This is a genomic window from Streptomyces phaeoluteigriseus, assembly GCF_001896135.2.
GTDB classification, from domain to species: domain Bacteria; phylum Actinomycetota; class Actinomycetes; order Streptomycetales; family Streptomycetaceae; genus Streptomyces; species Streptomyces phaeoluteigriseus.
Genome location: NZ_MPOH02000043.1, coordinates 1 through 23,298, shown reverse-complemented (window position 1 = coordinate 23,298; position 23,298 = coordinate 1). Strand labels below are relative to the sequence as shown.

20 protein-coding genes and 2 pseudogenes are annotated in these 23,298 nt (G+C 72.4%); 18 read left to right on the top strand and 4 right to left on the bottom strand.

The genetic code is table 11. The features are described 5' to 3' along the window. Positions 1-263: 263 nt before the first annotated feature. The 7 genes and pseudogenes from pelF to BM536_RS37575 all read left to right on the top strand — a co-directional run bounded on the left by pelF (position 264) and on the right by BM536_RS37575 (position 7,408). Positions 264-1,774: pseudogene (pelF, locus tag BM536_RS37605) on the top strand (GT4 family glycosyltransferase PelF). Then, positions 1,771-3,188: pseudogene (locus tag BM536_RS37600) on the top strand (hypothetical protein). Before pelF ends, BM536_RS37600 begins: the two co-directional pseudogenes overlap by 4 nt. 86 nt (positions 3,189-3,274) lie before the next feature. After that, positions 3,275-4,276 (top strand): GDP-mannose 4,6-dehydratase, encoded by a 1,002-nt coding sequence (locus tag BM536_RS37595; RefSeq protein WP_094104058.1) that lies wholly within the window; start codon positions 3,275-3,277, stop codon positions 4,274-4,276. A 46-nt stretch (positions 4,277-4,322) separates the two neighbouring features. Then, positions 4,323-5,036, top strand: a complete 714-nt coding sequence (locus tag BM536_RS37590; protein ID WP_073496388.1) for a nucleotidyltransferase family protein — start codon at positions 4,323-4,325, stop codon at positions 5,034-5,036. A gap of 7 nt (positions 5,037-5,043) precedes the next feature. Continuing rightward, on the top strand, positions 5,044-5,946 hold the full coding sequence (locus BM536_RS37585; RefSeq protein WP_094104057.1) for an NAD-dependent epimerase/dehydratase family protein: 903 nt from the start codon (positions 5,044-5,046) through the stop codon (positions 5,944-5,946). Beyond that, on the top strand, positions 5,943-6,605 hold the full coding sequence (locus BM536_RS37580) for a spherulation-specific family 4 protein (RefSeq protein WP_094104056.1): 663 nt from the start codon (positions 5,943-5,945) through the stop codon (positions 6,603-6,605). The genes BM536_RS37585 and BM536_RS37580 overlap by 4 nt, the downstream gene beginning before the upstream one ends. Positions 6,606-6,625: 20 nt before the next feature. Continuing rightward, positions 6,626-7,408: an endo alpha-1,4 polygalactosaminidase gene (locus BM536_RS37575; protein ID WP_073496386.1), complete on the top strand. Its 783-nt coding sequence runs from the start codon at positions 6,626-6,628 to the stop codon at positions 7,406-7,408. A 75-nt stretch (positions 7,409-7,483) separates the two neighbouring features. Here BM536_RS37575 and BM536_RS37570 read toward each other — a convergent pair whose 3' ends face one another. The 3 genes from BM536_RS37570 to BM536_RS37560 form a co-directional block, all read right to left on the bottom strand. Next, positions 7,484-8,758: a cytochrome P450 family protein gene (locus tag BM536_RS37570; protein WP_073496379.1), complete on the bottom strand. Its 1,275-nt coding sequence runs from the start codon at positions 8,756-8,758 to the stop codon at positions 7,484-7,486. 69 nt (positions 8,759-8,827) lie between these two features. Further along, entirely contained in the window at positions 8,828-9,826 is a 999-nt protein-coding gene (locus BM536_RS37565; RefSeq protein ID WP_079275119.1) for an NAD-dependent epimerase/dehydratase family protein, read from the bottom strand. A 507-nt stretch (positions 9,827-10,333) separates the two neighbouring features. After that, positions 10,334-11,317, bottom strand: a complete 984-nt coding sequence (locus BM536_RS37560) for a ScbA/BarX family gamma-butyrolactone biosynthesis protein (RefSeq protein ID WP_079275117.1) — start codon at positions 11,315-11,317, stop codon at positions 10,334-10,336. A 167-nt stretch (positions 11,318-11,484) separates the two neighbouring features. Between BM536_RS37560 and BM536_RS44120 the strand changes: the two genes are divergently transcribed. Beyond that, complete coding sequence (locus BM536_RS44120) at positions 11,485-12,153, top strand: ScbR family autoregulator-binding transcription factor (protein WP_073496376.1); 669 nt, start codon at positions 11,485-11,487, stop codon at positions 12,151-12,153. Between the two features lie 81 nt (positions 12,154-12,234). Here the strand turns inward: BM536_RS44120 and BM536_RS37550 are convergent, their stop codons facing one another. Further along, positions 12,235-12,801: a TetR/AcrR family transcriptional regulator gene (locus BM536_RS37550; protein ID WP_073496374.1), complete on the bottom strand. Its 567-nt coding sequence runs from the start codon at positions 12,799-12,801 to the stop codon at positions 12,235-12,237. Between the two features lie 319 nt (positions 12,802-13,120). Between BM536_RS37550 and BM536_RS37545 the strand changes: the two genes are divergently transcribed. From BM536_RS37545 to BM536_RS37500, 10 genes are all read left to right on the top strand, one after another. Further along, positions 13,121-13,921 (top strand): response regulator transcription factor, encoded by an 801-nt coding sequence (locus BM536_RS37545; protein ID WP_245873991.1) that lies wholly within the window; start codon positions 13,121-13,123, stop codon positions 13,919-13,921. A 138-nt stretch (positions 13,922-14,059) separates the two neighbouring features. Next, a complete protein-coding gene (locus BM536_RS37540; RefSeq protein ID WP_073496370.1) occupies positions 14,060-14,524 on the top strand; it encodes a nuclear transport factor 2 family protein in 465 nt (154 codons plus the stop codon). Positions 14,525-14,760: 236 nt separating this feature from the next. Beyond that, positions 14,761-15,345 (top strand): NADPH-dependent FMN reductase, encoded by a 585-nt coding sequence (locus BM536_RS37535; protein WP_073496368.1) that lies wholly within the window; start codon positions 14,761-14,763, stop codon positions 15,343-15,345. A gap of 66 nt (positions 15,346-15,411) precedes the next feature. Further along, on the top strand, positions 15,412-16,575 hold the full coding sequence (locus BM536_RS37530) for an acyl-CoA dehydrogenase family protein (RefSeq protein WP_073496366.1): 1,164 nt from the start codon (positions 15,412-15,414) through the stop codon (positions 16,573-16,575). Further along, a complete protein-coding gene (locus BM536_RS37525) occupies positions 16,572-17,549 on the top strand; it encodes a DUF6081 family protein (RefSeq protein ID WP_073496364.1) in 978 nt (325 codons plus the stop codon). The genes BM536_RS37530 and BM536_RS37525 overlap by 4 nt, the downstream gene beginning before the upstream one ends. Positions 17,550-17,621: 72 nt before the next feature. Further along, positions 17,622-19,211, top strand: a complete 1,590-nt coding sequence (locus tag BM536_RS37520; protein WP_245873990.1) for an MFS transporter — start codon at positions 17,622-17,624, stop codon at positions 19,209-19,211. Between the two features lie 44 nt (positions 19,212-19,255). After that, the gene (locus BM536_RS37515) at positions 19,256-19,915 is read left to right on the top strand and encodes an antibiotic biosynthesis monooxygenase family protein (protein ID WP_094104054.1); all 660 of its coding nucleotides are present in this window, start codon (positions 19,256-19,258) and stop codon (positions 19,913-19,915) included. 375 nt (positions 19,916-20,290) lie between these two features. Continuing rightward, positions 20,291-21,046, top strand: a complete 756-nt coding sequence (locus BM536_RS37510; RefSeq protein ID WP_143651102.1) for a hypothetical protein — start codon at positions 20,291-20,293, stop codon at positions 21,044-21,046. Continuing rightward, a complete protein-coding gene (locus tag BM536_RS37505; RefSeq protein ID WP_073496355.1) occupies positions 20,991-22,568 on the top strand; it encodes a tetratricopeptide repeat protein in 1,578 nt (525 codons plus the stop codon). Before BM536_RS37510 ends, BM536_RS37505 begins: the two co-directional genes overlap by 56 nt. Continuing rightward, positions 22,565-23,269, top strand: coding sequence for an O-methyltransferase (locus tag BM536_RS37500; RefSeq protein ID WP_143651100.1), 705 nt, complete (start codon positions 22,565-22,567; stop codon positions 23,267-23,269). The genes BM536_RS37505 and BM536_RS37500 overlap by 4 nt, the downstream gene beginning before the upstream one ends. Positions 23,270-23,298: the final 29 nt, after the last annotated feature.

The following is a 23,298-nucleotide window of genomic DNA, read 5'->3' as shown; positions in this document are numbered from 1 at the left end:
ACCCTCGCCGTCCGCTCCCCGCGCCCCCGCGCCGGCGCCCACGCCCCGCCGGTCCGGTCACCGAGCCGGCCCCGGACACCCGGTGCCGGCGGGCGTCACCGACCCGGTCGGGCCCTCCGCACAGGGCTGAACGGCGCACCGCCCCGGTACCACCGACGGTCCCGGCGCCCACCCGCGGCCGGGACCGCCTCCGGCGAAACGGTTCCCCCGGGAGCCCGGCGCCGCGCACGAACCACCCCACACCTCGGCCGTGGAGCACCTCGATGCACGTTCCCCACGGCGCGCGACGCCCCGGCGCGACGCGCGTCACCCTGCTCACCGAAGGCACCTACCCGCACAGTCACGGCGGCGTGAGCGTCTGGTGCGACCAACTCGTCCAGGGCATGCCCGACATCGACTTCGACGTCCTCGCCGTCACCGGCACGGGGCGCGAACCCTTGGTGTGGGACCTGCCCGCGCATGTCACGCGGGTGCGGTCCGTCCCCCTGTGGGGCGCCCCGCCCGAGGGACGCGCGCCCCGCGGCCGGTCCCGCAGCCGGCTCGCCGACGCCTACGAGCGGTTCCTGACCTCGCTCCTCGATCCGTGCGCGGAGGACGGCTTCGCGCCCGCGCTGTACGACCTGGCACGGGCGGCGGCCGACGGCGGCCTGAGCGCGTTCCTGCGGGGCGACCGGGCGATCGCCCTGCTGGCCTCCGTGTGGCACCGTCCCGGTCTGGCCGTGCGCGAGGCCCGGCCGACCGTCCACGACGCGCTGACGGCGACGGCCCTGCTGGAACACGCCCTGCGCCCGCTGGCCGTACCGCCGCCGGAGAGCGGGGTCGCACACGCGGTCAGCGGAGGCGTCGCCGCGCTGCCCGGTCTCGCCGCGCTCGAACGGCACGGTGTGCCGCTGCTGCTGACCGAGCACGGCGTCTACCTGCGCGAGCGCTACCTCGGTTACCGGACCGCCCCCTATCGCTGGCCGGTGAAGGCGGTGGTGCTCGGCTTCTTCCGGCTGCTGGCCGAGGAGACGTACCGCCGGGCCGCGCTGATCACTCCCGGGAACCGTTACAACCGGTTGTGGGAGGAGCAGGGCGCGCCGCCCCGGAGTCGATCCGCACCGTCTACAACGGCGTGGACCCGGCCGCTTTCCCCCCTGCCGGGCCCGAGCCGGAGGTACTCACCCTCAGCTGGGCGGGCCGGGTCGACCCGATCAAGGACCTGGAGACCCTGATCCGGGCCTTCGCCCTGGTGCGGGCCGAACTCCCCGGCGTACGGCTGCGGTTGTTCGGCGGGACGCCGCGGGGCGGAGAGGCCTACCGGGAGCGGTGCGAGGCGCTGGCCGCCGCGCTGGGGCATGCGGACGCCGTCACCTTCGAGGGCCGCGTCGACGACATCAAGGACGCCTACGCGGCCGGCCACGTGGTGATGCTGTCCAGCATCAGCGAGGGCTTCCCGTTCACCCTGATCGAGGCCATGTCGTGCGGGCGGGTCACCGTCTCCACCGATGTGGGCGGGGTCCGCGAGGCCGTCGGCGACACCGGACTGGTGGTGCCGCCCCGCGATCCGGCCGCGATGGCCGCCGCGGCGCTGGAGCTGCTGCGCGACCCGGCGCGGCGCCGGGCGATGGGCGAGGCGGCGCGGCTTCGGGTGATCGAGCAGTTCACCCTGCGGCAGACCATCGACACGTTCCGCTCCATCTACCAGGAACTGCCCGCACTCGGGCGGGGGTTGCCCGCCCAGGTCGTGATGCCCGCCCCGGCGGTCACCGGCACGGGGAGCCTCGCCGGATGAGCGGCCCGATGTCCCTCGAACCCGGCGGCGCCGAGCAGGACACCCTGGCGCTGCGGCTGGCGGCGCCACCCGGCCCGCCGCGCCGCCGCCCGCGCTGGGCCCTGGACGACACCACCCTCGCCGTCCGGCTGCCCCGGCGGGGCCCCGACGAGGAGGCGGTCAGCGCCCTGGCCGCCGAACTCGCCGACCGGGTCGGCCCCGCCGTCCACCCCTACGAGGTGGCCGCGCTGCTGGAGGCGGAGGGCCTGTCCGCCTCCCTGATCAAGGAGCGGTACGGCCACCCGAACCTGTTCTCGCTCGCCTCCGCGCTCTACGAGCGGGTGCCGCGCACCTTCCCCGAACCGGCGCCCGCGGCCGACCCCTGGCGCCCGGACACCCTGCGCTGTCTGCTGCGGGGCGCCCTGTTCGCGCTGCCCGGCCTGGCCTGGCCGCTCACCGCGCCCCTGTGGGACGCGGGCCGCCACACCGCCGTGCTGGTCGTGGCGGGGCTGATCTCCTGGGCCTGGGGACAGGCACTGGGGCACCGGGCCCACCTGCGGCTGACGGCCGGACGGCGGGAAGCGGGCCGTACGCTCCTGGTCGGCGCGCCCCTCGGGGCGGCCGTCGCCACGGCGGCCGCCGCGCTGCCCGCCGACGGCGGCCCGGTGACCGCTGGTGGCGGCCGCAGTCGGTGTACCTGGCGGCGGCCGGTGTGCTGCTGGTGCTGGGCCGGGAGCGGCTGCTGCTGGCCGCGCTCACCCCGCTCGTCGCCGGTGCCGCCGCGCTGTTGCGGTGGGACCTCACCCCGTCGTTGCGGGCCGGGCTGCCCCTGCTGGCACTGCTCGCCACGCTCGCCGTGACCGGCCACGCGCTGCGCACCGCCCTCGCCGTCCCCCCGGCACCGGCCGCCACCCGGCCGCGCCCGCTGCGGTCGCTTCCGTACGGCCTGTTCGGGCTGGCCGCTGGCGTGCTGGTGCTGCTGGAGGGCCACCAGGAGCCGTACGCCGTGATCGTGCTGACCGTGAGCATGGGGCCGGCGGAATGGCTGCTGTACCGCTTTCGCGGGCTGTCCGTCGCCGCGCTGCGCGCCACCGCGACGCCCGCCGCCTTCCTGCTGCGCTCGGCCGGGGTCCTCGCCCTCTGTCTGCTCGCCTACGTCCTGCCGCTGCTGCCCGCGGCCCTGCTCACCGGAGCCGATCCGGCCGTCCTGCTGCCGCTCGCCGCCGCCCTGTGGACCGCGCTGCTGCTCCAGGCCTTCGGGGTGGCCTGGCCGCCCGCCGTGATCTGCCTCGCGGCCGCGGCCTTCGCCTCGGCGGCCACCCTGTCCGGCCTGCCACCCGGCCCGGCCGCCCTGCCGCTGTGCTGCGGCGCCGCCGCGCTCTGCCTCGCGGTGTGCGCGCTGCGGCTGCTCGGTCGGCCCGCCCCGCACGCCTGACCGCGCCCACCTGACCGCACACCGGCTCCACGCTCCCCGTCACCCGACGACCAGGAGTCGACCGACAACCGGAAGGACCAACCGAGTTGACCTCCGCACCGCTCGCCGCCGTCACCGGAGCCGAGGGTTTCATCGGCTCGCACCTCACCGAGGCGCTGGTCGCCTCCGGCCACCGGGTGAGGGCCATGGCCCAGTACAACTCCTTCTCCTCCTACGGCTGGCTGGAGACCCTGCACCCCGATGTCCTGGACCAGGTGGAGATCGTCCTCGGCGACGTCCGCGACCCCGGCTCGGTCCGCGGGCTCCTCGAAGGCGCCGACGTCGCCTACCACCTGGCCGCCCTGATCGCGATCCCGTACTCCTACCAGGCACCGCACAGCTATGTGGACACCAACGTCACCGGCACCCTCAATGTGCTGGAGACGGTGCGCGCGCTCGGCACGCCCCGGCTGGTGCACACCTCCACCAGTGAGACGTACGGCACCGCCCGGACCGTACCGATCACCGAGGACCACCCCATCAACACCCAGTCGCCGTACGCCGCCTCGAAGGCTGGCGGGGACCGGCTGGCGGACAGCTACCACGCGAGCTTCGACACCCCCGTGGTGACGCTGCGGCCGTTCAACACCTTCGGGCCGCGCCAGTCGATGCGCGCGGTCATCCCCACCGTCATCGGGCAGGTGGCCGCCGGCGAGCGCACGCTCACCCTCGGGGACCTGCGCCCCACCCGGGACTTCACCTTCGTCGAGGACACCGCGCAGGCGTTCCTGGCCGTCGGCACCGCGCCCGCCGAGCGGGTCGTGGGCCGCACCTTCAACGCCGGTACCGGCGGGGAGATCTCGGTCGGCGACCTGGTGGCGCTGATCGGGAAGGTGATGGACACCGCGCTCGACGTGCGCGAGGACCCCGCCCGCATCCGGCCGGCCAACTCCGAGGTGCTGCGCCTGGTCGCCGACGCGAGCCGGCTCGCCGACGCCACCGGCTGGCAGCCCGCGCACACCCTGGAGGAGGGCCTCGCGCGCACCGTGGAGTTCTTCCGCGACCCCGGCAACCTGTCGCGTTACAAGACCGGCATCTACAACATCTGACCCGTCCGGCACGTCCCGAGCACACGCATGAAGGAGGAGCCCCATGATGCACGCAGTGATCCTGGCGGGAGGCAAGGGCGTCCGGCTGCGGCCGTACACCACCGCGCTGCCCAAGCCGCTCGTCCCCATCGGTGACCAGCACGCGATCCTGGAGATCGTGCTGCGCCAGCTCGCCACGGCCGGCTTCACCAGCTGCACCATCGCCATAGGACACCTCGGCGAAATCATCCGCGCCTACGTCGGTGACGGCACCCAGTGGGGCCTGGCCGTCGACTACGCCACCGAGGAGAGCCCGCTCGGCACCATGGGCCCCTTGCTGACACTGCGGGAACGGCTTCCAGAAACGTTTCTGGTGATGAACGGCGACGTCCTGACCGACCTCGACTACACCGACGTCCTGCTCCGGCACCGCGCGTCGGGGGCGCCGCTGACGATCGCGACGTACGCGCGCAGGGTGCAGATCGACTTCGGGGTGCTGACCACCGCCGACAGCAGGGTGGTGGCGTTCACCGAGAAGCCGAGCATGGACTACCGGGTGTCGATGGGCGTCTACGGCCTGACACGCTCGACGCTGGACGGCTACACGGCCGGACTGCCCCTGGGCTTCGACGAGTTGGTTCTCGACCTGCTGGAGTCCGAGAACCCGCCGCACGCCTACGATTTCGACGGGTACTGGCTGGACATCGGCCGCCCGGACGACTACGACCGGGCGAACGCCGAGTTCACCTCCCGCAAGTCACTGCTGCTCAAGGGAGCCTGAGCACCACATGCGCATTCTCGTCCTCGGCCACACCGGCTACCTGGGCGCCCACGTCGCCGAGCGGCTGCGGGCCCTGCCGGGCACGCGGGTGCTCGGCGGCGGCCGCTCGCCCGCCGCCGGGTTCCCCGTCGACCTCGCCGCCGTCCGCCCGGAGCAGTTGGCGAAGACCCTCGCCGCGGCCGCGCCCGACACCGTCGTCAACTGCGCGGGCGCGACCGGCGGCGACGCCGTGACCCTGGCGGAGGTCAACGCCCGCGGCCCCGCCGTCCTGTGCGCGGCGCTGCGCTCGGCTGCCCCGGCGGCGCGGCTGGTCCACCTCGGCTCGGCCGCCGAGTACGGCCCCGGCGCCGTGGACTCCCGGGTGACGGAGTCGGCGGCCACCAGCCCGGCCGGCCCGTACGGCGCCACCAAGCTCGCGGGGACGGCCGCGGTGACCGCCTCCGGGCTGGACGCGGTGGTGCTGCGGGTGGGCAACCCGGTGGGGCCGGGGGCGCCCGCCTCGGGGCTGCCGGGCCGGATCGCCGGGCTGCTGCGGGCGGCGGGCACGGACCCGGAGGCGGTGCTGCGGCTGGGCGACCTGTCGGCGTTCCGCGACTTCGTGGACGTACGCGATGTGGCGGGTGCCGTGGCGCTGGCGGTCACGGCGCCCGGGCCGCTGCCGCCGGTCCTCAACATCGGTGGTGGCCGGGCGGTCCCGGTGCGCGAGCTGGTGCGGCGGCTGGTGCGGCTCGCGGCCTTCGCGGGGCGGATCGAGGAGAACGCGGCGGGTACGGCGGGCTCGGCCCGTTCCGCGGAGGTCTCCTGGCAGTGCTCGGACATCGGCGCCGCGGCGCGTGCCCTCGGCTGGCGCCCGGTCCACTCCCTGGACGACGCCCTCGCCGCGCTGTGGGGAGGCGAGGGTACGTCGTGAGCCTGCTGATCCCGCTGTACGTCCATCCGGCCGAGGACCCGGGGGCCTGGCACCGGCTGATCACCTCGGCCGCCGGCACCTACGGGGTCGTCCTCAACCCGGCGAACGGCCCGGGCGAGGGCCCCGATCCGGCGTTCGCCGCGGCGGCCGGCGCGCTGCGGGCGGCGGGGGCGCGGCTGCTGGGGTACGTCGACACCGATTACGGGACGAGGGACGGCGCGGAGATCGCCGACGAGGTACGCCGGCACCAGGAGTGGTACGCGGCCGACGGCTGTTTCCTGGACCGGGTGACCGCGACCCCCGAGGCTCTGTCCGCCTGCCGCCGGCTGGTCCGGGCGGTGCGGCGGCTGGGCGCGGGGACGGTCGTGCTCAACCCCGGGGTCCATCCGGCGGCCGGGTACACGCGGCTGGCCGACCTGACCGTCACCTTCGAGGGGCACTGGTCGACGTACGTCTCGGCGTTCAGCAGACCGGCCTGGACGGTTCGGGAGGCGCCCGAGCGGCTGTGCCACCTGGTCTACGGGGTGCCGGAGGCGCTGGTGCCGCTCGCCGTGCGCACCGCGCACGAGCGCGGCGCGGCGGTCTGCGGTCCGGTCACCGGTGAACTGCCGAACCCCTGGGCCGAGTTGAGCCCGGCACTGACCGGAGTCCGGCCGTGAGGCGGGCCGCGGCGGGTTTCATGGCACTGGCCGCCCTGCTGGTCGCGGCGTTGAGCGGCTGTTCCGGGGACGGCCGGACCGCCGACCCGGCCCCGACGGCGAGACCTCGGTGGCAGCCTGGTCCCGGCCTGGCCTGGCAGTGGCAGCTCGACGGGAAGGTCGACCCGTCGGCCGACGTGCCCGTCTACGACATCGACGGCTTCGAGAACTCCGCGGCCGACGTGGCCCGGCTGCACCGGGACGGCCGCAAGGTCATCTGTTACGTCAACGTCGGCGCGTGGGAGGACTTCCGGCCCGACAAGGACGCCTTCCCCCGCTCGGTGCTCGGCGAGCCCAACGGCTGGGCGGGCGAGCGGTGGCTGGACATCCGACGCCTGTCCGTCCTGCGACCGCTGATGGAAAGGCGCTTCGACATGTGCCGCGACAAGGGCTTCGACGCGGTGGAACCCGACCTGATGGAGGGATACGGCAACAAGACCGGTTTCCCGCTCACCGCCCGCGACCAGCTCCGCTACAACCGGATGATCGCCGGACTCGCCCATGAGCGCGGCCTGTCGGTGGGACTGAAGAACGACCTTCCCCAGATCCCGGAGCTGGTCGGCGACTTCGACTTCGCGGTCAACGAGGAGTGCGCCCAGTACGACGAGTGCGACCGCCTCACCCCGTTCGTCGCGGCGGGCAAGGCGGTCTTCCACGTGGAGTACACGGAACCCGCCGGGGAGTTCTGCCCCCAGTCCCGCAGGCTGCGCCTGTCCTCGATGCTGAAGAAGCCGGAACTGGGGGTGTGGCGCAGGCCCTGCTGAGACCTCGGGCGGGACGCGCCGATGCCCGGAATGCCTCCGGGTCCGGGCAGGGCGGTCACCGGGTCGGTGGCGGACTCAGCCCAGCAGGGCCAAGACCTCCTGGTGGCCGTTGGATATGAAGGACTCCAGGGGCCGCAGCTCCTCCGCCGGGACGGCGGGCCGCAGGCCCGGGAAGCGGGCGAAGAGCGCGGACAGGGCGATGGACGCCTCCATCCGCGCCAGCTGGGCTCCCAGGCAGTAGTGCACTCCGTGCCCGAAGGAGAGGTGTTCGCCCCGGGTGGCGCGGGTGATGTCGAACCGGTCGGCGTCCTCACCGTGCAGGGCGGGGTCCCGGCCCGCGCCGGCGTACGAGATCGTGATCGCCTCGCCGCGCGCGATCGTCACCCCGCCGATCTCCAGGTCCTCCACCGCGTAGCGCAGCACGGAGTGGGCGCCGGGCGCGTCCAGGCGCAGCGACTCGTCGATGACGTCCTCCCAGGACGCCCGCCCGGAGCGGACGAGTTCGAGCTGCTCGGGATGGGCCAGGAGGCGGGTGATCGCGTTGTCGAGGAGGTTCACCGTCGTCTCGTATCCGGCGGTGAGAAGCAGGATGAGGTTGTCCGCCAGTTCCTTGTCGCTCATCACGGCGCCGTCGTCGTCGCGGGCGCCGATCAGGTCCGTGGTCAGGTCGTCGCCGGGCTCACGCTTCTTCAGGGCGACGAGGTCGTTCATGGTGGCGTAGAGGCGGACGACATTGCTCTGTGCCTCCTGTGTGGACGACGTCGTCGCGAAGAAGCCCTTGATCACGCGGAGCAGCTCACCGCGTGCCGACTCGGGGACTCCGAACAGTTCGGAGACGACGCTGCTGGGCAGCGGGTGGGCGTAGTGCTCTCTGAGGTCCACGACCGAGTCGGGCGCGGCCTGCGCCAACTCTCCCAGTTTGTCTAGCAGTTCGTCGACGATCTTCTCGACGCGGGGGCGCATCGCGTTGACCCGGCGGACGCCGAACGCGCCGGCGACCGGGCGGCGCAGCCGGGTGTGCTCGGTGCCGTACGCGGTGACCATGTTCTGTACCGAGACCCAGATGGACAGGGGCCAGTCGGCGGTGACCTCGCCGTCGATCCAGGCCGGCCAGTGCCGGTAGGCGTCCTTCGAGACGCGCGGGTCCAGCAGGAGCCGCTTGATCAGTTCCGCGCTGGTGACCGACCAGGCCGGTACGCCGCCCGGGAGTTCCACCCGGGTCACGGGGCCGCGTGCCCGGATACGGCTGATCTCGCCCTGGATGTCGCGGCCGCCGGGATCGATGGCGAAGGGACACGTCGCGGGCTGCTGGGTGGCGTCCGTGGGCTGGGTGGACCGGGTGGGCTGCATCGTCGATTCCGCTTTCGGGTGGAGTGAGGTGGTGTGCGGTGGAGTGAGTGGCGTGACAGGGAGGCCGGTTCAGCCGGCCGCTGGCGCGGTGGCGGGCAGCGGGTCCCTCAGGTGCTCGCGGTACCAGGGAGCGCAGGCGGCGAATTGCTCGGCGAACCCGGGGCCGGGTTCCAGCCCGGCCAGGGACCACAGCTCGGAGCTGTCGAACCAGTGGTCGGTCCCGAACTGGGCGAACCGTCGCACCAGATCCGCGTCGGCCGGACCGCCGAGGTGCGCTTCCAGGTCGGCCCGTGAGACGTCCCCCCGCGGCAGGGGCAGACCCAGCTGCCGGCAGAGCGCCGTGACAAGGTCGCGTACGACGACCGGGCGGGGATGGGCCGCGTGCAGGACGGTGGACGCGGGCAGCGGAGCCGGCCGGGTCACCAGGGCCGCGGTGACCCGGGCCAGGTCGTCGACGGAGATCAGCGACAGCCTGGCCCGCCCGCCCTCGATCCACCGCGGCAGCCGTGTGATCATCTGGACGAGGGCGGGCACGAACCACACGTCCCCCGCCCCGTAGACCAGGTACGGGCGCAGGACGGTGCCGCCGGCGGCGAGGACGCTCCTGTCGCCCGCGAGTCGCGAGGCGCTGGTCACCGACAGCGGTCGGCCGGACGGCGCGGGCTCGCCCCGGTGGGGGCCGGGCCCGTACACGGCGGCGGTGCCGAGCCGTACGAAGCGCCGGACACCGGACCGGTGCGCCTCGGCCAACAGGGCTTCCGTACCGGCGGTGTTAACCGCGTGGGCGGTCGCCGGATCCTGCGTGATCAACGAGGCGAGGTGCAGGACGGTGCCGACGCCGCGGCACACCCCGCGCAGGGACGCGGGGTCGGTGAGGCTTCCCCGGACGACGGCCGTCGCGGCGGCGCAGCACTCCGGTACGTCCCTGTCGTGGACGAGCAACCGCAGTCGCGGCCGCCCCTCGTGGGCGAGCAGCCGGTGGACGGCCCGGTGGCCGATGAACCCGGTCGCGCCGGTGACGAGGACGGTCGGCGTACCGCCGTCCCACCGGTGTTCACGACTGCTCACGATCACGCCTCTTTGCGAAAGAGACAAGCCAGCCGTGCGCACGGGCGGGGACGGCTGCCGTGACGCGCGTTACGATGACAGCGCTGTCAACGGTGGAACTCGGCCGGTGCGGAGAGGAATTGCGGATGCGCGGAGATGACCGGCCGGACTTTCCGGCCGTGAAGTCGTGCGTCACAGGAGTGGGTTCCTTTCCTGGAGCGGAGCCGTCGAAGCGGGTCGTCGCCCCGCGGGGCCCGTGGCCCGGCGCTCGTCCGGGCAGGACTGTGCGTGAGCTGCCCGGCGGCGCCCGTGCGTGTGCCCTGTGCACCGGGCACACGGAGGGGCGCCACCAGGCGTCGATGACGGTGACGAGGACCGGACGGTGCGGGTCGGCGGCGTACCGGACACGGCGGACGGCGACCTGGAACGCCGGTCACCGGCAGCGGTGGGGACGAACCGCGGGACAAGCGGGCCGGTCGGCGGTGACGCGGACCCCGCTCGACGACGGGCGGGTGGACGAAGGGACTGTCAGTCTTGCGCCGACGCGCCTTCGAGGAGCGCGGAGAACACCGGGCGGCCGTTCTGGCGACCGGTGACCTCGATCGCGGTGAGCTGCGGCATGCCGGTCGGCCTGAGGCGGGTCTCGATCCAGCACGGGTGGCCGTACTCGACATAGCCGAGGAAGGCCACCTTGGCCGAGGTGTGGTGGTGCAGGGCCGGTGCGACGGTCGCGTTCGCGGCCTGGAACGCCGCTTCGACGAGGAGCATCCCCGGGAAGTGGTCGTTGCGGTGGTCGAACAGCGTCGGGTGCCCGAAGTCCGCGCGCAGCAGCCAGCGCCCGAACGGCGCGTCGGCCGACGGGGCCGGCTCGGGAGCCGGGGCGAGCAGGACGTCCATCACGCGGGTGCGGCCGACAGCGGCCGGCGGCACGGGATCGGGCTGGACCGGCTGTGTGGCGGCCTCGATCTGCGCCCCGCGCAGCCTGCGGTAGACGGCCGGGCTGACGATGTCGAAGCGACCGCCCCCCCGCGCCACCGTCCTGCCGTCCGCGCGCAGCGTCATGTCGCAGTTCATGGCCCCCAGCCGACGACCGCGCAGACGCAGGTCCGAACAGACGACCTCCACCTCGACGCGGTGGGTCCCGACGGCCGAGGCCGGACGGGCCGGTTCCCGGGTGTACGCCATGTCCCACATGACGAAGTGGTGTCCCAGCGGCACGTCGTAGGCGGCGTGCGCCAGCAGCAGACCGCACTGCCGGATGGTCTCGCCGATCAGGTTGGCCGCGTGGTCGCCGTTCACCCGTGCGTAGAAAGGGTGGCCTTGAGGCCATGCGACACTGATCAGATAGCGGTCCTCGGCCAGAGGCCGCCAGCCGACCGGCAGCACATCCGACGGGTTCGAGCGGTGCACCAGCTCCTTGACGACCGGATACAACGGCACATCGGCCGAAATGTCCGTTTCCCCACGTCTGGAAATGGGCGCACTGATCTCACTTACAGCTATGGCTTGCATTGCCTTCCCCCCAGGAATGCGACGCTGAGCTCGAGGTGAGCCCGAGCGGGACGTAACATACGTGTGAGTCGGTATGTAGCTCAATGGGTTGTCTCACATAGTGAGATTAACGACTCGTTACGTCGGCTCCACCAGCACAGACAGCGCAGCCCCCGGAGGTAGAACCCATGGCGACGCAGGAACGAGGTCTCGCGACCCGCCGGATGATCCTGGAGGCTGCAGGGGCCGTCTTCTCCGAACGCGGCTACAGCGCCGCGACGGTCTCCGATGTGCTGAAGCGGCTGGGGCTCACCCGGGGCGCGGTGTACTTCCACTTCGCCTCCAAGGAGGAGCTGGCGCGGACGGTGCTGGCCAGCCAGGCGGACATCCCCACCGTCGTGCGCGACATCAAGCTCCAGGAACTGATCGACCTCGGCCTGGTGTTCGCGTGCCAGCTGACCCGGGACCCCGTCCTCCAGGGCAGCGTCCGGCTGTCACTGGAGCTGGACTCGGTCGGGCTCGACCGGAAGCTCCCCTTCAGGAGCTGGGTCGACCGCAACCAGGAGATCCTGGAGCAGGCGCGTGCGCAGGGCGAGCTGCGACCTCACGTCGATCTGAAGGAGACCGCCGAGCTGCTGTGCTCCTGCTTCACCGGGGTTCAGCTGTTCTCGCAGGTCATGACCGGCTGGGCGGACCTGGAGACGCGGATCCGGGCACTGCTGAAGCATGTGCTGCCCAACATCGCGGAACCCTCGGTCCTGGTGCAGCTCGACCTCAGCGCGGACCGGGGACTCAAGGTCGGGGCGGAGCTGAGCGCCCTGGCGGAGGCCCGGGAGGCCGAGGAGAACGACCGCTGACATTCCGGCATGTTCGGTTTGTCGAACAAGCACCGACGGGCGGGGTCCGCCCGGTGCGGGCGGACCCCGGCCGCGGCGGTCTCAGCCCATGCGGCCGACCAGGGGCGGCAGCAGATTCCATACGCCTGTGACGGTTGACTCGGCGAGCCACTGCTCGTTCTCGTGCCACAGGAACGCCAGCCCCACGGTCATGGCGACGATCGCGCTGGAGGCGTGCCCCGCCACGCCGGAACGGGCGAAGGGATACCCGCGCTCCGCCGCCGCGACGGCGGTACTGACGTACTCCTCCCACTGCTGGATCAGGTTCACCGTGGACTTGCGGTCCTTCTCGCAGCTCAGGAGCACGCCGGCGCGGAAGATGACATTCTGCCGGTACAGGTCGGCGAACGCGCGCACCGCTCGCGACAGGTCCCGTGCGCCGTTGTCGCCCTCGTGGCCGGTCACCCCCGCGAACCTCTCGGCCGCCGCCGCCTCCACCGCGTCCGCCAGGGCCTCCTTGCTGGGGAAGTGGAAATAGAGGGCTCCTCTGCTCACTCCCGCGTCCGCGGAGATGGAGGACAACTTCGCTCTGGAGTAGCCGTGTTCGGCGAAGACCGTCGCGGCCGAACGTATCAATTCGGAGCGGGTCCGGGCCGCCTTGTCTCTCATGCCGACTCCTCACATCGGTGCAGGTGGCTCGCGGTGACACGGGGTCAGGGACCCGCGCCGCAAGTACGCGAATATAACATTCACGCTTGTATCTTTACCCCGTTCGCAAGGGGACTTTATCGGCCGTCGGACCGGTTGCTGACAGCCAGTCTCTGTCCGCTATCTCCCCAATTGCACTGTCTAGCGGCAGCAATTGAGACGCGCAACGTGTGATCCAAGCCACCTGACGCGCGTTGACATGCATGCGTGTCGGTTTGTATTCTCCGAGTGCTCGATCGGTTTTCGGCGTGGGTGTCCACGCAGGAACGGGGGACATCGGATGAGCCAGCCGGGCATGGTTCGGCACAGAACGGACAGCACACATCACCGTCACCGCACCTCCGGCACGCAGCGTCGCGTGTCACGGGAAGTGCCGGGTTTCAGGTCGGGGGTAGAGGTGGCTGGCGAGGCGTGGCGTGTACTCGTCGTCGAGAGCGACGTGGACGCCCAACGGGGGATCACTCACAGTCTCAAGCGGCAGGGCTGCGAAGTCGTCGGTGTCGACAGCGGCAGCAAGGCCCTGGAAATGTACGAACACGCGGATCTGGTCCTGCTGGACCTGGAGTTGTCGGACCTGCACGGCCTCGACGTATGCGCCGCGATCCGGGCGGCCGGGGACACGCCCATCATCGCGTTCACCTGCCGGCGCAGCGAGTGGGACCAGGTGCTCGTCCTCGAGGCGGGGGCGGACGACTGCCTGCTGAAGCCCTACGACCTGCGGGAGTTGACAGCGCGGATCGGAGCGGTGATGCGCCGCAGCCTGCGCCCGGCCCGCGCCGTGGACGTCATGGAGTGGGGACCGCTGCGCATCGACATGAAGCTGCGTGAGGTCACGCTGCGCGGTGCGCGCGTCGATTGCACCCGCAAGGAATTCGATTTGCTGTGTCTGCTGGCCTCACAGCCGGGGGAGGTCGTGTCGCGGCGCCAGCTCATGAGCCAGGTCTGGGGGGAGCACTGGTCACCGCCCAGCCGCACGATCGACACCCATGTGGCCGGCCTGCGCAGAAAGCTCGGACCGGACGAGTGGATAACGACGATCCGCGGTGTCGGGTTCTGCTTCGAACCCGCCGACTTCCACTGACACGGCTTCGCACCGGCCGGGTCGTCGTCGCGGCCCCGCGCTCAGCCGTCGGCGGAGCGGTCCACAGCGGATCCTCCGCCGGCGCCACGGGTGGCCCGACAGCCGCCCGCACCCATTCTTCGAAGGGAATCACCACCCATGTCTGATCTCACTCCCGAGCGCGTCGGCGCCGCCTGGGCCTCCCTCGGCACCGGAGACCGGGAGAAAATAACGGAGTTCTGGGACGAGAACGTGCGATTCGAGGTGCCCGGACTGCACGCCTACTCGGGCTGGTACGAAGGCCTCGACGCGTTCCTGGAGTTCTTCGGGAACATGTTCCGGCTCTCCGGCGGCACGATGCACGGCGAGAACGTGACGGTCTTGGTGAACCCCGAGGCCGGCTACTCGACCGACGTCAACCGCATCACCGCCGTACGCGCCGGGGCCGCGGCGGACAGCACCTCCCCCTACGACACCTTCGCCGTCGAGGCGCTGCACCTGCTGCGCTGGAGCAACGGCCGGATCGTCGAGGGGCGTTGGGTCGTCATGGGGGCCGGAGCCGAGACCACCGCGCTGTGGTGGTCGCCGCGTGACGCGAACGGCGCCCGCCGCCAGGTCGTCTGACCTCCGGCCGGCTCCACCGGACCCCGGTACGACCGTGGCGGTAGCGGAGGCCACAGCAGTACCGGCAGCGGGTGCCGGTGCGGTGCGGCGGTGACGTGGGGACGGCCCCGCCGCACCGCACCGCACTCCACAGCCCAACGCAGCCCAGCCCAGCCCATGGGGGGCGTGACGATCCGCCGTTCCCGGACTCCCGGGTGACGTCCCCGCACAGCACACCTTCGACCGTGAGGATCCCCATGTCCGAGGAACGTCTGCGAGTAGCCCTGGTGATCGGGAGCACCCGCGCCACCCGGTTCGGCCCCACCATCGCGAAGTGGTTCGCCGCAGAGGCCCTGCAGAACGACGCCATCGAGCTGGACGTCGTCGACCTGGCCGACTATCCCCTGCCGGTGGCGGTGACCGACGCCCCCGAGCCCGCTGACGCGGCGACGGCCGCGGCCCTCAGCGCCCGGCTGGAGCAGGCCGAGGCGTTCGTCGTCCTGACGCCCGAGTACAACCACAGCTTCCCCGCACCCCTCAAGGTCGCGATCGACTGGAACTACACCCAGTGGCAGGCCAAGCCGATCGGCTTCGTCTCCTACGGCGGCCTCTCGGGCGGTCTGCGCGCCGTCGAGCAACTGCGCCAGGTCTACGCCGAGATGCACGCCGTCACCCTGCGCGACACGGTGAGCTTCCACGGCGCCGCGGCCACCTTCGGCGCGGACGGGAACCCCAAGGAGCCGGCGGGCTGCTCCGCCGCGGCCAAGACCATGCTCGACCAGCTCGTGTGGTGGGGCACCGCACTCCGTGAGGCGCGCGCCAGGCGCCCCTACCGCGCCTGAGCCGGCCCCGCCGCCGCGCCCGGGCCCGCGTCACCTCAGCCGAGAAGCCGATGAAATGAGACAGCCATGACCGGGATGCTCCTGGCTCCCCGTACCACTTCGGACACCTTCGTGTCCGCCGCCCGGGCCGCAGGTGTGCCGGCGGGCCGCCACGCGGCCCGGGCCGACCGCGAACGCCGGCTCTCCCCCGACGTGGTGGCGGCACTGGTCGAGGCCGGCTTCAGCAGGGCGCTGGTCCCGGCCCGGCACGGCGGCGAACCGACCGACTTCGTCACCCTCACCGAGGCGGTCGCCGCGGTCGGCGAGGGGTGCGCCTCCGCCGCCTGGATCGGCTCGCTGCTCGCCTACACCGCCCGTTTCGCCGCGTATCTGCCCGCCGAGGGACAGGCGGAGATATGGGCGGACGGGCCGGACAGCCGGCTGGTCAGCTCCCTGGTCTCCACCACCGCGACCGCCCTGGCGGCCGACGGCGGCTGGCGGCTCTCCGGGACCTGGACGTACGCCAGCGGTGTCGAGTTCTCCGACTGGGCCCTGGTGATGGCCATGGTGGCGGGGGCGGACGAGCAGCGCCAGGCACGGTTCTTCGCGATACCCCGCGACGCCTACCGGATCGAGGAGACCTGGGACACGGTGGGGATGCGGGCGACGGGCAGCCACACGCTCGTCGTCGAGGAGGTGTTCGTCCCCGGGCACCGCTCCTTCCTCATGGACGACATGTTCGCGGGCCGGGGCGCGGTCTCGGACGAACCGCGCCACTCCCAGCCGCTGTTCGCCGTCAACGGCCTGACGTTCGCCGCACCGGTTCTCGGCGCCGCCCGGGGCGCGCTGGAGCTGTCGGCACGCGCACTCGCCGACAAGGCGGCACGCGGCACCGACCCCAGCGAGGCGCTGAGGATCGCCCACGCACGGGCGGCCGGCGAGATCGACGCGGCCGGACTGCTGCTGACCCGGGCCGCCCTGAGTGTCGACCGGGCCACGGCCACCGACGAGGTCCTGGTCCGCAACCGACGGGACTGCGCCCTGGCGACCCAACTGCTCGTCGGGGCCGTGGACGCCCTCTTCCACGGCGGTGGTACGCGCAGTCAGTCCGCGGCCGACCCGCTCCAGCGCATCTGGCGGGACACGCACTCCGCCGCCAGCCACATGGTGCTCCAGTTCGAACCCGCCGCGCTCGCATTCACCCGTGGCCCGCTCGACGCCGCCCGAGCCGAGAAGAGATCCGGATCATGAGCACCACACCCGTGGCCGGGAACGGCCTGCTCTTTCACGACGACTTCCGCGACGGCTTCTCCACCACCGGCCCGAACGCCGCATGGCACACCCAGGACGTCGCGGGGGTCGCGGGCGGCGACGGAGTCGCGCACACCTCCGCGCTCGGCCTCGCCGTGGTGCCCACCGGCGTCAACCCGCGCACCGGCGCCCCCGCGTTCGTCTCGACGACCGGCCAGCAGGCGGACGGGGGCGAGGGGACCCGGGACCACGTCAAGTGGACGGCCATGCCGACCCGGACGGCGCGAAGCGGGCTGCCCGGCTTCGACACACCCGCGACCGGTGCGCTCGTGTGCACCACCACCCTCGCGGTGACCACCCACGGCACCGGGGACCATCCGTTCGGTGACGCGGTCACCGACGCGCGGGCCGACCCGCGGCTGGCCTGCGGCTCGATGATCACGGCGGACCTGGAGACGGCGTCGATCTTCGGATTCTTCGTCACCGACACCCGGGTGTACGCGAACTACGAGCGGCTGCGCCTGCCCGGCACCACCTACGCGGCCTTCACCTACGCCGTCCCGGTCGCCGTGCGGGCACCCGGTGACGTCGACACCCTGCGGATCACGCTCGACCGTGCTCGCGCCACGGTCACCTGGGAGGTCAACGGCCGCGAGGTGCTCTCGGTGGACCGGATCGGGCACCCCGTGCTGGACCGCGCGCACCTGCTGCTCGACCACGCGGGCGAGCCCGAGGACGTCTCACCGCGCCAACTGATCACCGGCATCGGCATGTTCACCCTGCTCGACGGGGCCATGGACGCCGAGGGCACCGGCCTGGTGCGGATCGACTCGGCGCCCTCCCACTACGTCAACCCCCGGGCGGGGGCGCCCTTCCCACAGAAGTTCCTCGACGAACGGAGCCTCCCCGCCCACCGCGTCTGGGGACAGGGCGTCGCGCTGAACGTGCGCGACGTCTCGGTCACCACCGTCTGACCGGGGCATCCCCGCCCCGGCGGTCCGAAGGTCCTCCATCATCCCCCCATTTCAGTTGCAAAGGAAAACGTTGTGAATGCAGTGACGCCCGTCAAGGCGGGCCGCCGTGAGTGGATCGGTCTGGCAGTGCTCTGCCTGCCGGCGCTGCTCACGACCATGGACCTGACCCTCCTGTTCATGGCCGTCCCCAAGCTGACCGCCGACCTGAACCCCTCCAGCAGCCAGCTGCTGTGGGCCAGCGACATCTACGGCTTCCTGATCGCCGGCTTCCTCATCACCATGGGCACCGTCGGCGAGCGCATCGGGCGCCGCCGGCTGCTCATGATCGGAGCGGTCTTCTTCGGAGTCGCCTCGGTGCTCACGGCGTACGCCGACAGCCCCGAGATGCTCATCGCCGCCCGAGCCCTGCTCGGCGTCGCGGCCGCCACCCTCGCCCCGTCGACACTGTCGCTGCTGCGCACGATGTTCAAGGACGAGAAGGAGGGCACGACCGCGGTCACCATCTGGACGACGTCCTTCATGGTCGGTGGAGTCGTCGGCCCCATCGCCGGCGGTCTGCTGCTGGACCACTTCTGGTGGGGCGCGCCCTTCCTGCTGGCCGTACCGGTCATGATCCTGCTGCTGGTCGCCGGACCGATGCTGCTGCCCGAGTACAAGGACCCGGCCGGCGGCCGTCTGGACCTGGTGAGCGTGGGCATGTCGCTGGCCGCGATCCTGCCGGCGGTCTACGGCGTCAAGGAACTGGCCCGTGAGGGATTCGAGACCCTGCCCGCGGTGAGCCTCGTGATCGGCCTGGCCTTCGGTGTGGCCTTCGTGCTGCGCCAGCGCGGTCTGTCCGTACCCCTGCTGGACATCTCCCTGTTCGCCCGCGCGGCCTTCTCCGTCTCCGTCGGCACCCTGCTGCTGACCACCGGCCTGATGATGGGCATCCAGTACCTGCTGGCCACCTACATGCAGGTCGTCCTGGGCATGTCGCCGGCCGAGGCCGGTCTGTGGCAGCTCCCGGTCATCATCCCCGGCATGGTCGCCGCCGTCGTCGGTACGGGCATCTCCCAGAAGATCGGTACGCCGCCCGTGCTCATCGCGGGTCTGCTGGTCGGCTCCGTCGGTTTCGGCGTGCTGACGCAGGTCGACGGAGGCTCCGGCACGGCGCTGGTGGTCGTCTCGTCCGCGATCATGTTCATCGGCCTCGCCCCGGTGATGGCGCTCGGGATCGGCACGATCGTCCAGACCGCTCCCGTCGAGCGAGCCGGTGCCGCGTCCGCCCTGGCCTCCACCACCAACGAGATGGGCGGCGCCGTCGGCATCGCCCTCGTCGGCAGCCTCGCGACCGCGGTGTACGGCTCCACCCTCGACGACAACCTGCCCGACGGCGTCACCGGCCAGGCACAGGAGGCGGCCCGCAACAGCGTCTCCGAGGCGGCCACCGTGGCGGGCGAACTCCCCGGCCGGGTCGGCGGCGAGCTGAGCGCGGCGGCCCACGACGCCTTCGCCCACGGTATGGAGATCGCCTCGTTCGTCTCCATCGGCGTACTCCTCGCGATGGCCGCGCTGGTCGCCGTACTGCTGCGCAAGGCGCTGCCCGCGCCCGCGGCCCCGCCGGAGCCGCAGGTGGCCGGCGCCGCCGACGAGAGCGTGCCCACCCCCGCACAGAGCGCCTGAGGACCTGACCGGCCGATGCGGCCGGAGACAAGGAGGTACCTCGCATGACGAGGGTCAGCGTCAAGGACCAGTACTACACACTGGTCAACATCTTCGAGACGTCCCCGGAGCACCAGCACCGGCTGATCGACATCTGGCAGAGCCTGGGCGCCGCGGACGAGCGGACGGGCCTGGTGTCGGTCAACGCGCACCTGAGCCATGACGGCAACTCCGTCATCAGCTACATCCAGTGGCGTGACAAGGCCGCCTGGGAAGGCATCCTCGTCGACCCGGGGCGCCAGGAGCGCTTCAAGGAGGTCCTGACCTTCGCCACGTTCGACAGCATCCACTGCGAGGTCGTCTACACCCAGCGCAACCCGAAGCTGGGCGAGCCGACCATCGAGATCACGGAGCAGCAGGACGTCTTCACGGTCGTCGAGGTGGCCCGCACCCGGTCGAAGTCGCAGCAGGACGCGCTGCTGGCGGCGGTGACGCAGCCGAACACGGTGCTCGACGCGACGCCCGGTTACGTGTCCCACAGCGTGCACCGGGACTTCGAGGGCGAGGCCGTCGTCAGCTACTCCCAGTGGGAGAGCGAGGACGCCTACCGGGCGTTCCGCGCGGCCGGCGACGCACAGGACGCCGAGCCCTCCGCACTGGACGACGTCGACGTGCGCGAGTACACGCTGAAGATCGCCTACATCACCGAGGCGACGACCGTCTGACCGCCGGCGTCCGGCACCCGCCGGCCGTACGCCCCAGACCTCCCGCACGCGCCCCGCGCACCGCCCGCCCCGAGCGAGCGTGCGCAGGGTGGGGCCGGGAGCCACCTGCCGGACACCACCCGAAGGGAGGAGGTGACATCCATGACCGACGCCGCTCTGAGCGCCGCGCTGGACGAGGTCCTGGCCACGTTCTCGGCCGAGAACGAGCTGACCGAGAGCGAGTTCGAACTCGCCCTGGGCAACGAGACCTGGTAACCCACGTCTCCACATCGCCGGCCCTCGCTGTCCTGCAGCGGGGGCGGCGTCTTCTCTTCCCCACCGACCCCAGCTTCCCCAGACCCCCCAGAAGAAGACTTCAGAGACCGGGAGCGCGCCGTGACCGCTGATTCCGTGACCGCCGATGCCGTGGCATCCCGTCCTGCCTGGCTCCAGGACCCCACCCTCGCCTGGCGTCCCGCCGCGCGCGGCGTGGTGCTCTGCGCCGGACACCACGACCTCGTCGACTGCCTGGGGCCGCAGACCGTCGAAGCGGCCGTGGACATAGGCCCGCCCGGGGCCGGCTACGACCATCTGTGCGGCCTGCAGGAGCTGTTGGCGGTCCTGCTGCCGGCGGTCCGCGCCACCGGGCCCGAGGTGCTGGAGCGGCACGCCGAAGTCGTCGGCCTGCTCACGCGGCCGGAGGCGCGGGACCCCGAAGGGACCGGGCGCGCGGGCCGGTTCGTGCCGGTGTCCGAGACCGCCTCGCTCGGCACCACCCGGCGTATCAGCCGCGAGTCCCACACCACCGCCGGCTGGATCGACCGCGCGGCCCGGTTCCTCGTCGACGCGCTCCCCGCGCTGGGCGACCGGCTCGTCCTCGTGCTGAACGGCTTCGACCACTGGGACCGCATCTCGGTCCGCATCCTGTACCGGACCGTCCTGATCGCCGACCAGCAGGGCCGGAGCATCACCGTCCGCGGGCTGCTGGGGGCCGGCACCCTGTTCCTGGAACGGTTCTCCCGGCTGCGGGCCGTCCGGGTGTGCGCCTCGGGACCGCCGCCGGCGCCGGAGCGCTCCGCGGCGCCCCTCGCGCCTCGTGGTCGAGGCGTGGCGCACCGGCGGGCCCGCCAGTCCGCTGCGCGCCATCGGTGACGCGATCGCCCTCCAGAACTTCGAGCGGGCCGATCTGCTGATCGCCGCCCATCTGGAAGCCGTCGCCGCCGAGGGCGGCCGGGCCGACGACCTGGCCGACCTGATCAGGCTCCAGGCCATCTCCGAGGCGCAGACCGGGCGGGTCGACACGGCCGTGGCGAAGCTGGAGCGGGCGCTGGAACTGGCCGGGAAGCCGGAGCTGAGGGCCCATCTGAACTACCTCATCGCGCTTCTCGTCACCAAGCGCAAGGACGACACGGAGACCGCGCGCACCTACTACCGGCGGGGCCTCGCGTGCATCGACGCGCTCGGCACGCCGGGTGTGGACGCGCAGGTGGAGAAGGCGTGGATCCTCAACGGCCTCGCGCTCGGCGCGGCCATCGACGCCCGGAGGACCGACGACACCGAGAAGCGTGACCTGCTGTTTCAGGAAGCCTTCGAACTGGAGTTCAACGCCTTTCGGATGGTCCGCGAGATGCCGGGGGACAGCGCCTTCTACCTGCGCTACAACCTCAGCCACAACCTGGCCTTCCTGCTCCAGATCACCGGACGGCACCAGCAGGCGGAGGACTTCCTGCGCTCGGTGTCGGCGACGATGCTCGGCACCGGCAGGCCCGAGTTCTTCGTGCCGCACCACTACGCGATCGCCGTGCTCCAACTCCGCAGGGGCAGCCACGAGCTGGCCGCGGCCTCCTTCGGGGCGGCCATCCGCGTCGCCGGCGCTCTGCGCGACCCCTTCCACCTGGAGAAGCTGCTCGCCGCCGCGGGGTACACGGACCTGCGGCGGGGCGATCACGCGGGTGCCGCGCGGCATTACCGTGACGCGGCCCGGACCGCCCGCCGGCTCTGCGACGAGTCGGCGTTCGCCCAGGACCTGGCGGGGCTGCTGTGGGCCCTGACCCTGGGGGGATCCCGCTGGGACCGGCACACCCTGACGGCAGCCCGGGTCTGGTACCCAGACGTGGCCGGCGCGTACGACCGGGGCGTCGGCGGTGCGGAACTGGCCGAGGCGCTGACCCGCGCGGGCGCGGAGATCACACCGCCCTCGTCCAAGCTCCCCTCCTACCTGGCCGCGGTCGATCTCGAAGGCCTGCCCGACCGGGACCTCAACCGCTTCCTGGCCGGTATCAGGTCCCAGGAGAACCCGAGCCGGCTGCTGACGGAGGAGCCGGGCGGCACGGACGTCTCCGGCGGGGCGAACGCCGTTGCGGTGCAGGGGACTTCGGAGTCGGAGTCGGAGAGGACCGGCGAGGCGCGAGCACCCGGCGCCGTACCGCAGACCGACGCGCAGACCGATGCGCAGGTCGGCGCACAGACCGACGCGCAGACCGACGCACAGGCCGACGCACAGGTCGACGCACTGGCCACGGCCGGACCGGCCGGCTCCGCTGCGCGCGCGACTGCCGATCCGGCAGACCCGACCGCCGCCACGGCGGAGACCCCGGCCGACCCGGCACTTCCCACCGCGCTCCCCGCCCCCGCCACCGCCCCCCTGCAGACCGCCGGAGGTGGTCCTCGGTGAGCGCTCTTCCCCGGTTGACGGCGCCGCAGGCCGACGCGCTGGCGGAACGTTTCCTGGACCACTGCCGTACCGCCGGGGTCCTGGACTCGGAGGCGCCCGCCGTGCCCTGGGCGGACTACCACGCGTTCCGCGCGCGACTGATCTCCTCCTTCCAGGTGCCCACCACGACGCTCACCCCGCTCGCGGCACGCGTGCTGTACGGCCTGGCGGCGGCTCACCGGCCCGCCACCGTGGCCACGTTGGGCTGCTTCGCGGGCAACCTCATGGCCTGGGTCTCCGGACCGGGCTTCGGTCCTCGGCCCCTCTACCCCGGCCGGCGGTCCCTGGGCCTGGACGTCGACGCCGCACCGGTGGCGCTCGCCTCGGACAACCTGCGGCGAGCGGGGTTCGCGCCGGGCGCCGAGGCCGTCGTGGGGGATGCCTTCGAGGCCGCCGCTCACCGTGCGGGAGGACCGTGGGACCTGCTGCTCATCGACATCGACGTGCCGGGCTCGCGCAAGTCCGGATACGCCCGGCTGCTCGAGCGCTGGCTCCCCCACCTGGCGCCGGGCGCGCTGGTGGTCGCCCACGACGTCTGTCACCCGGTGTTCGCCTGGGACCTGCGCGACTACCCCGCGTTCGCCACGGAGCACGGGGCCGTGGCCACCACGACCCTGCCGGTGGACGCCTGCGGCCTGGAAGTCAGCCGCTGGCCGGGCTGATCCGGCCAGGCCCACCGCACCACCCCCGC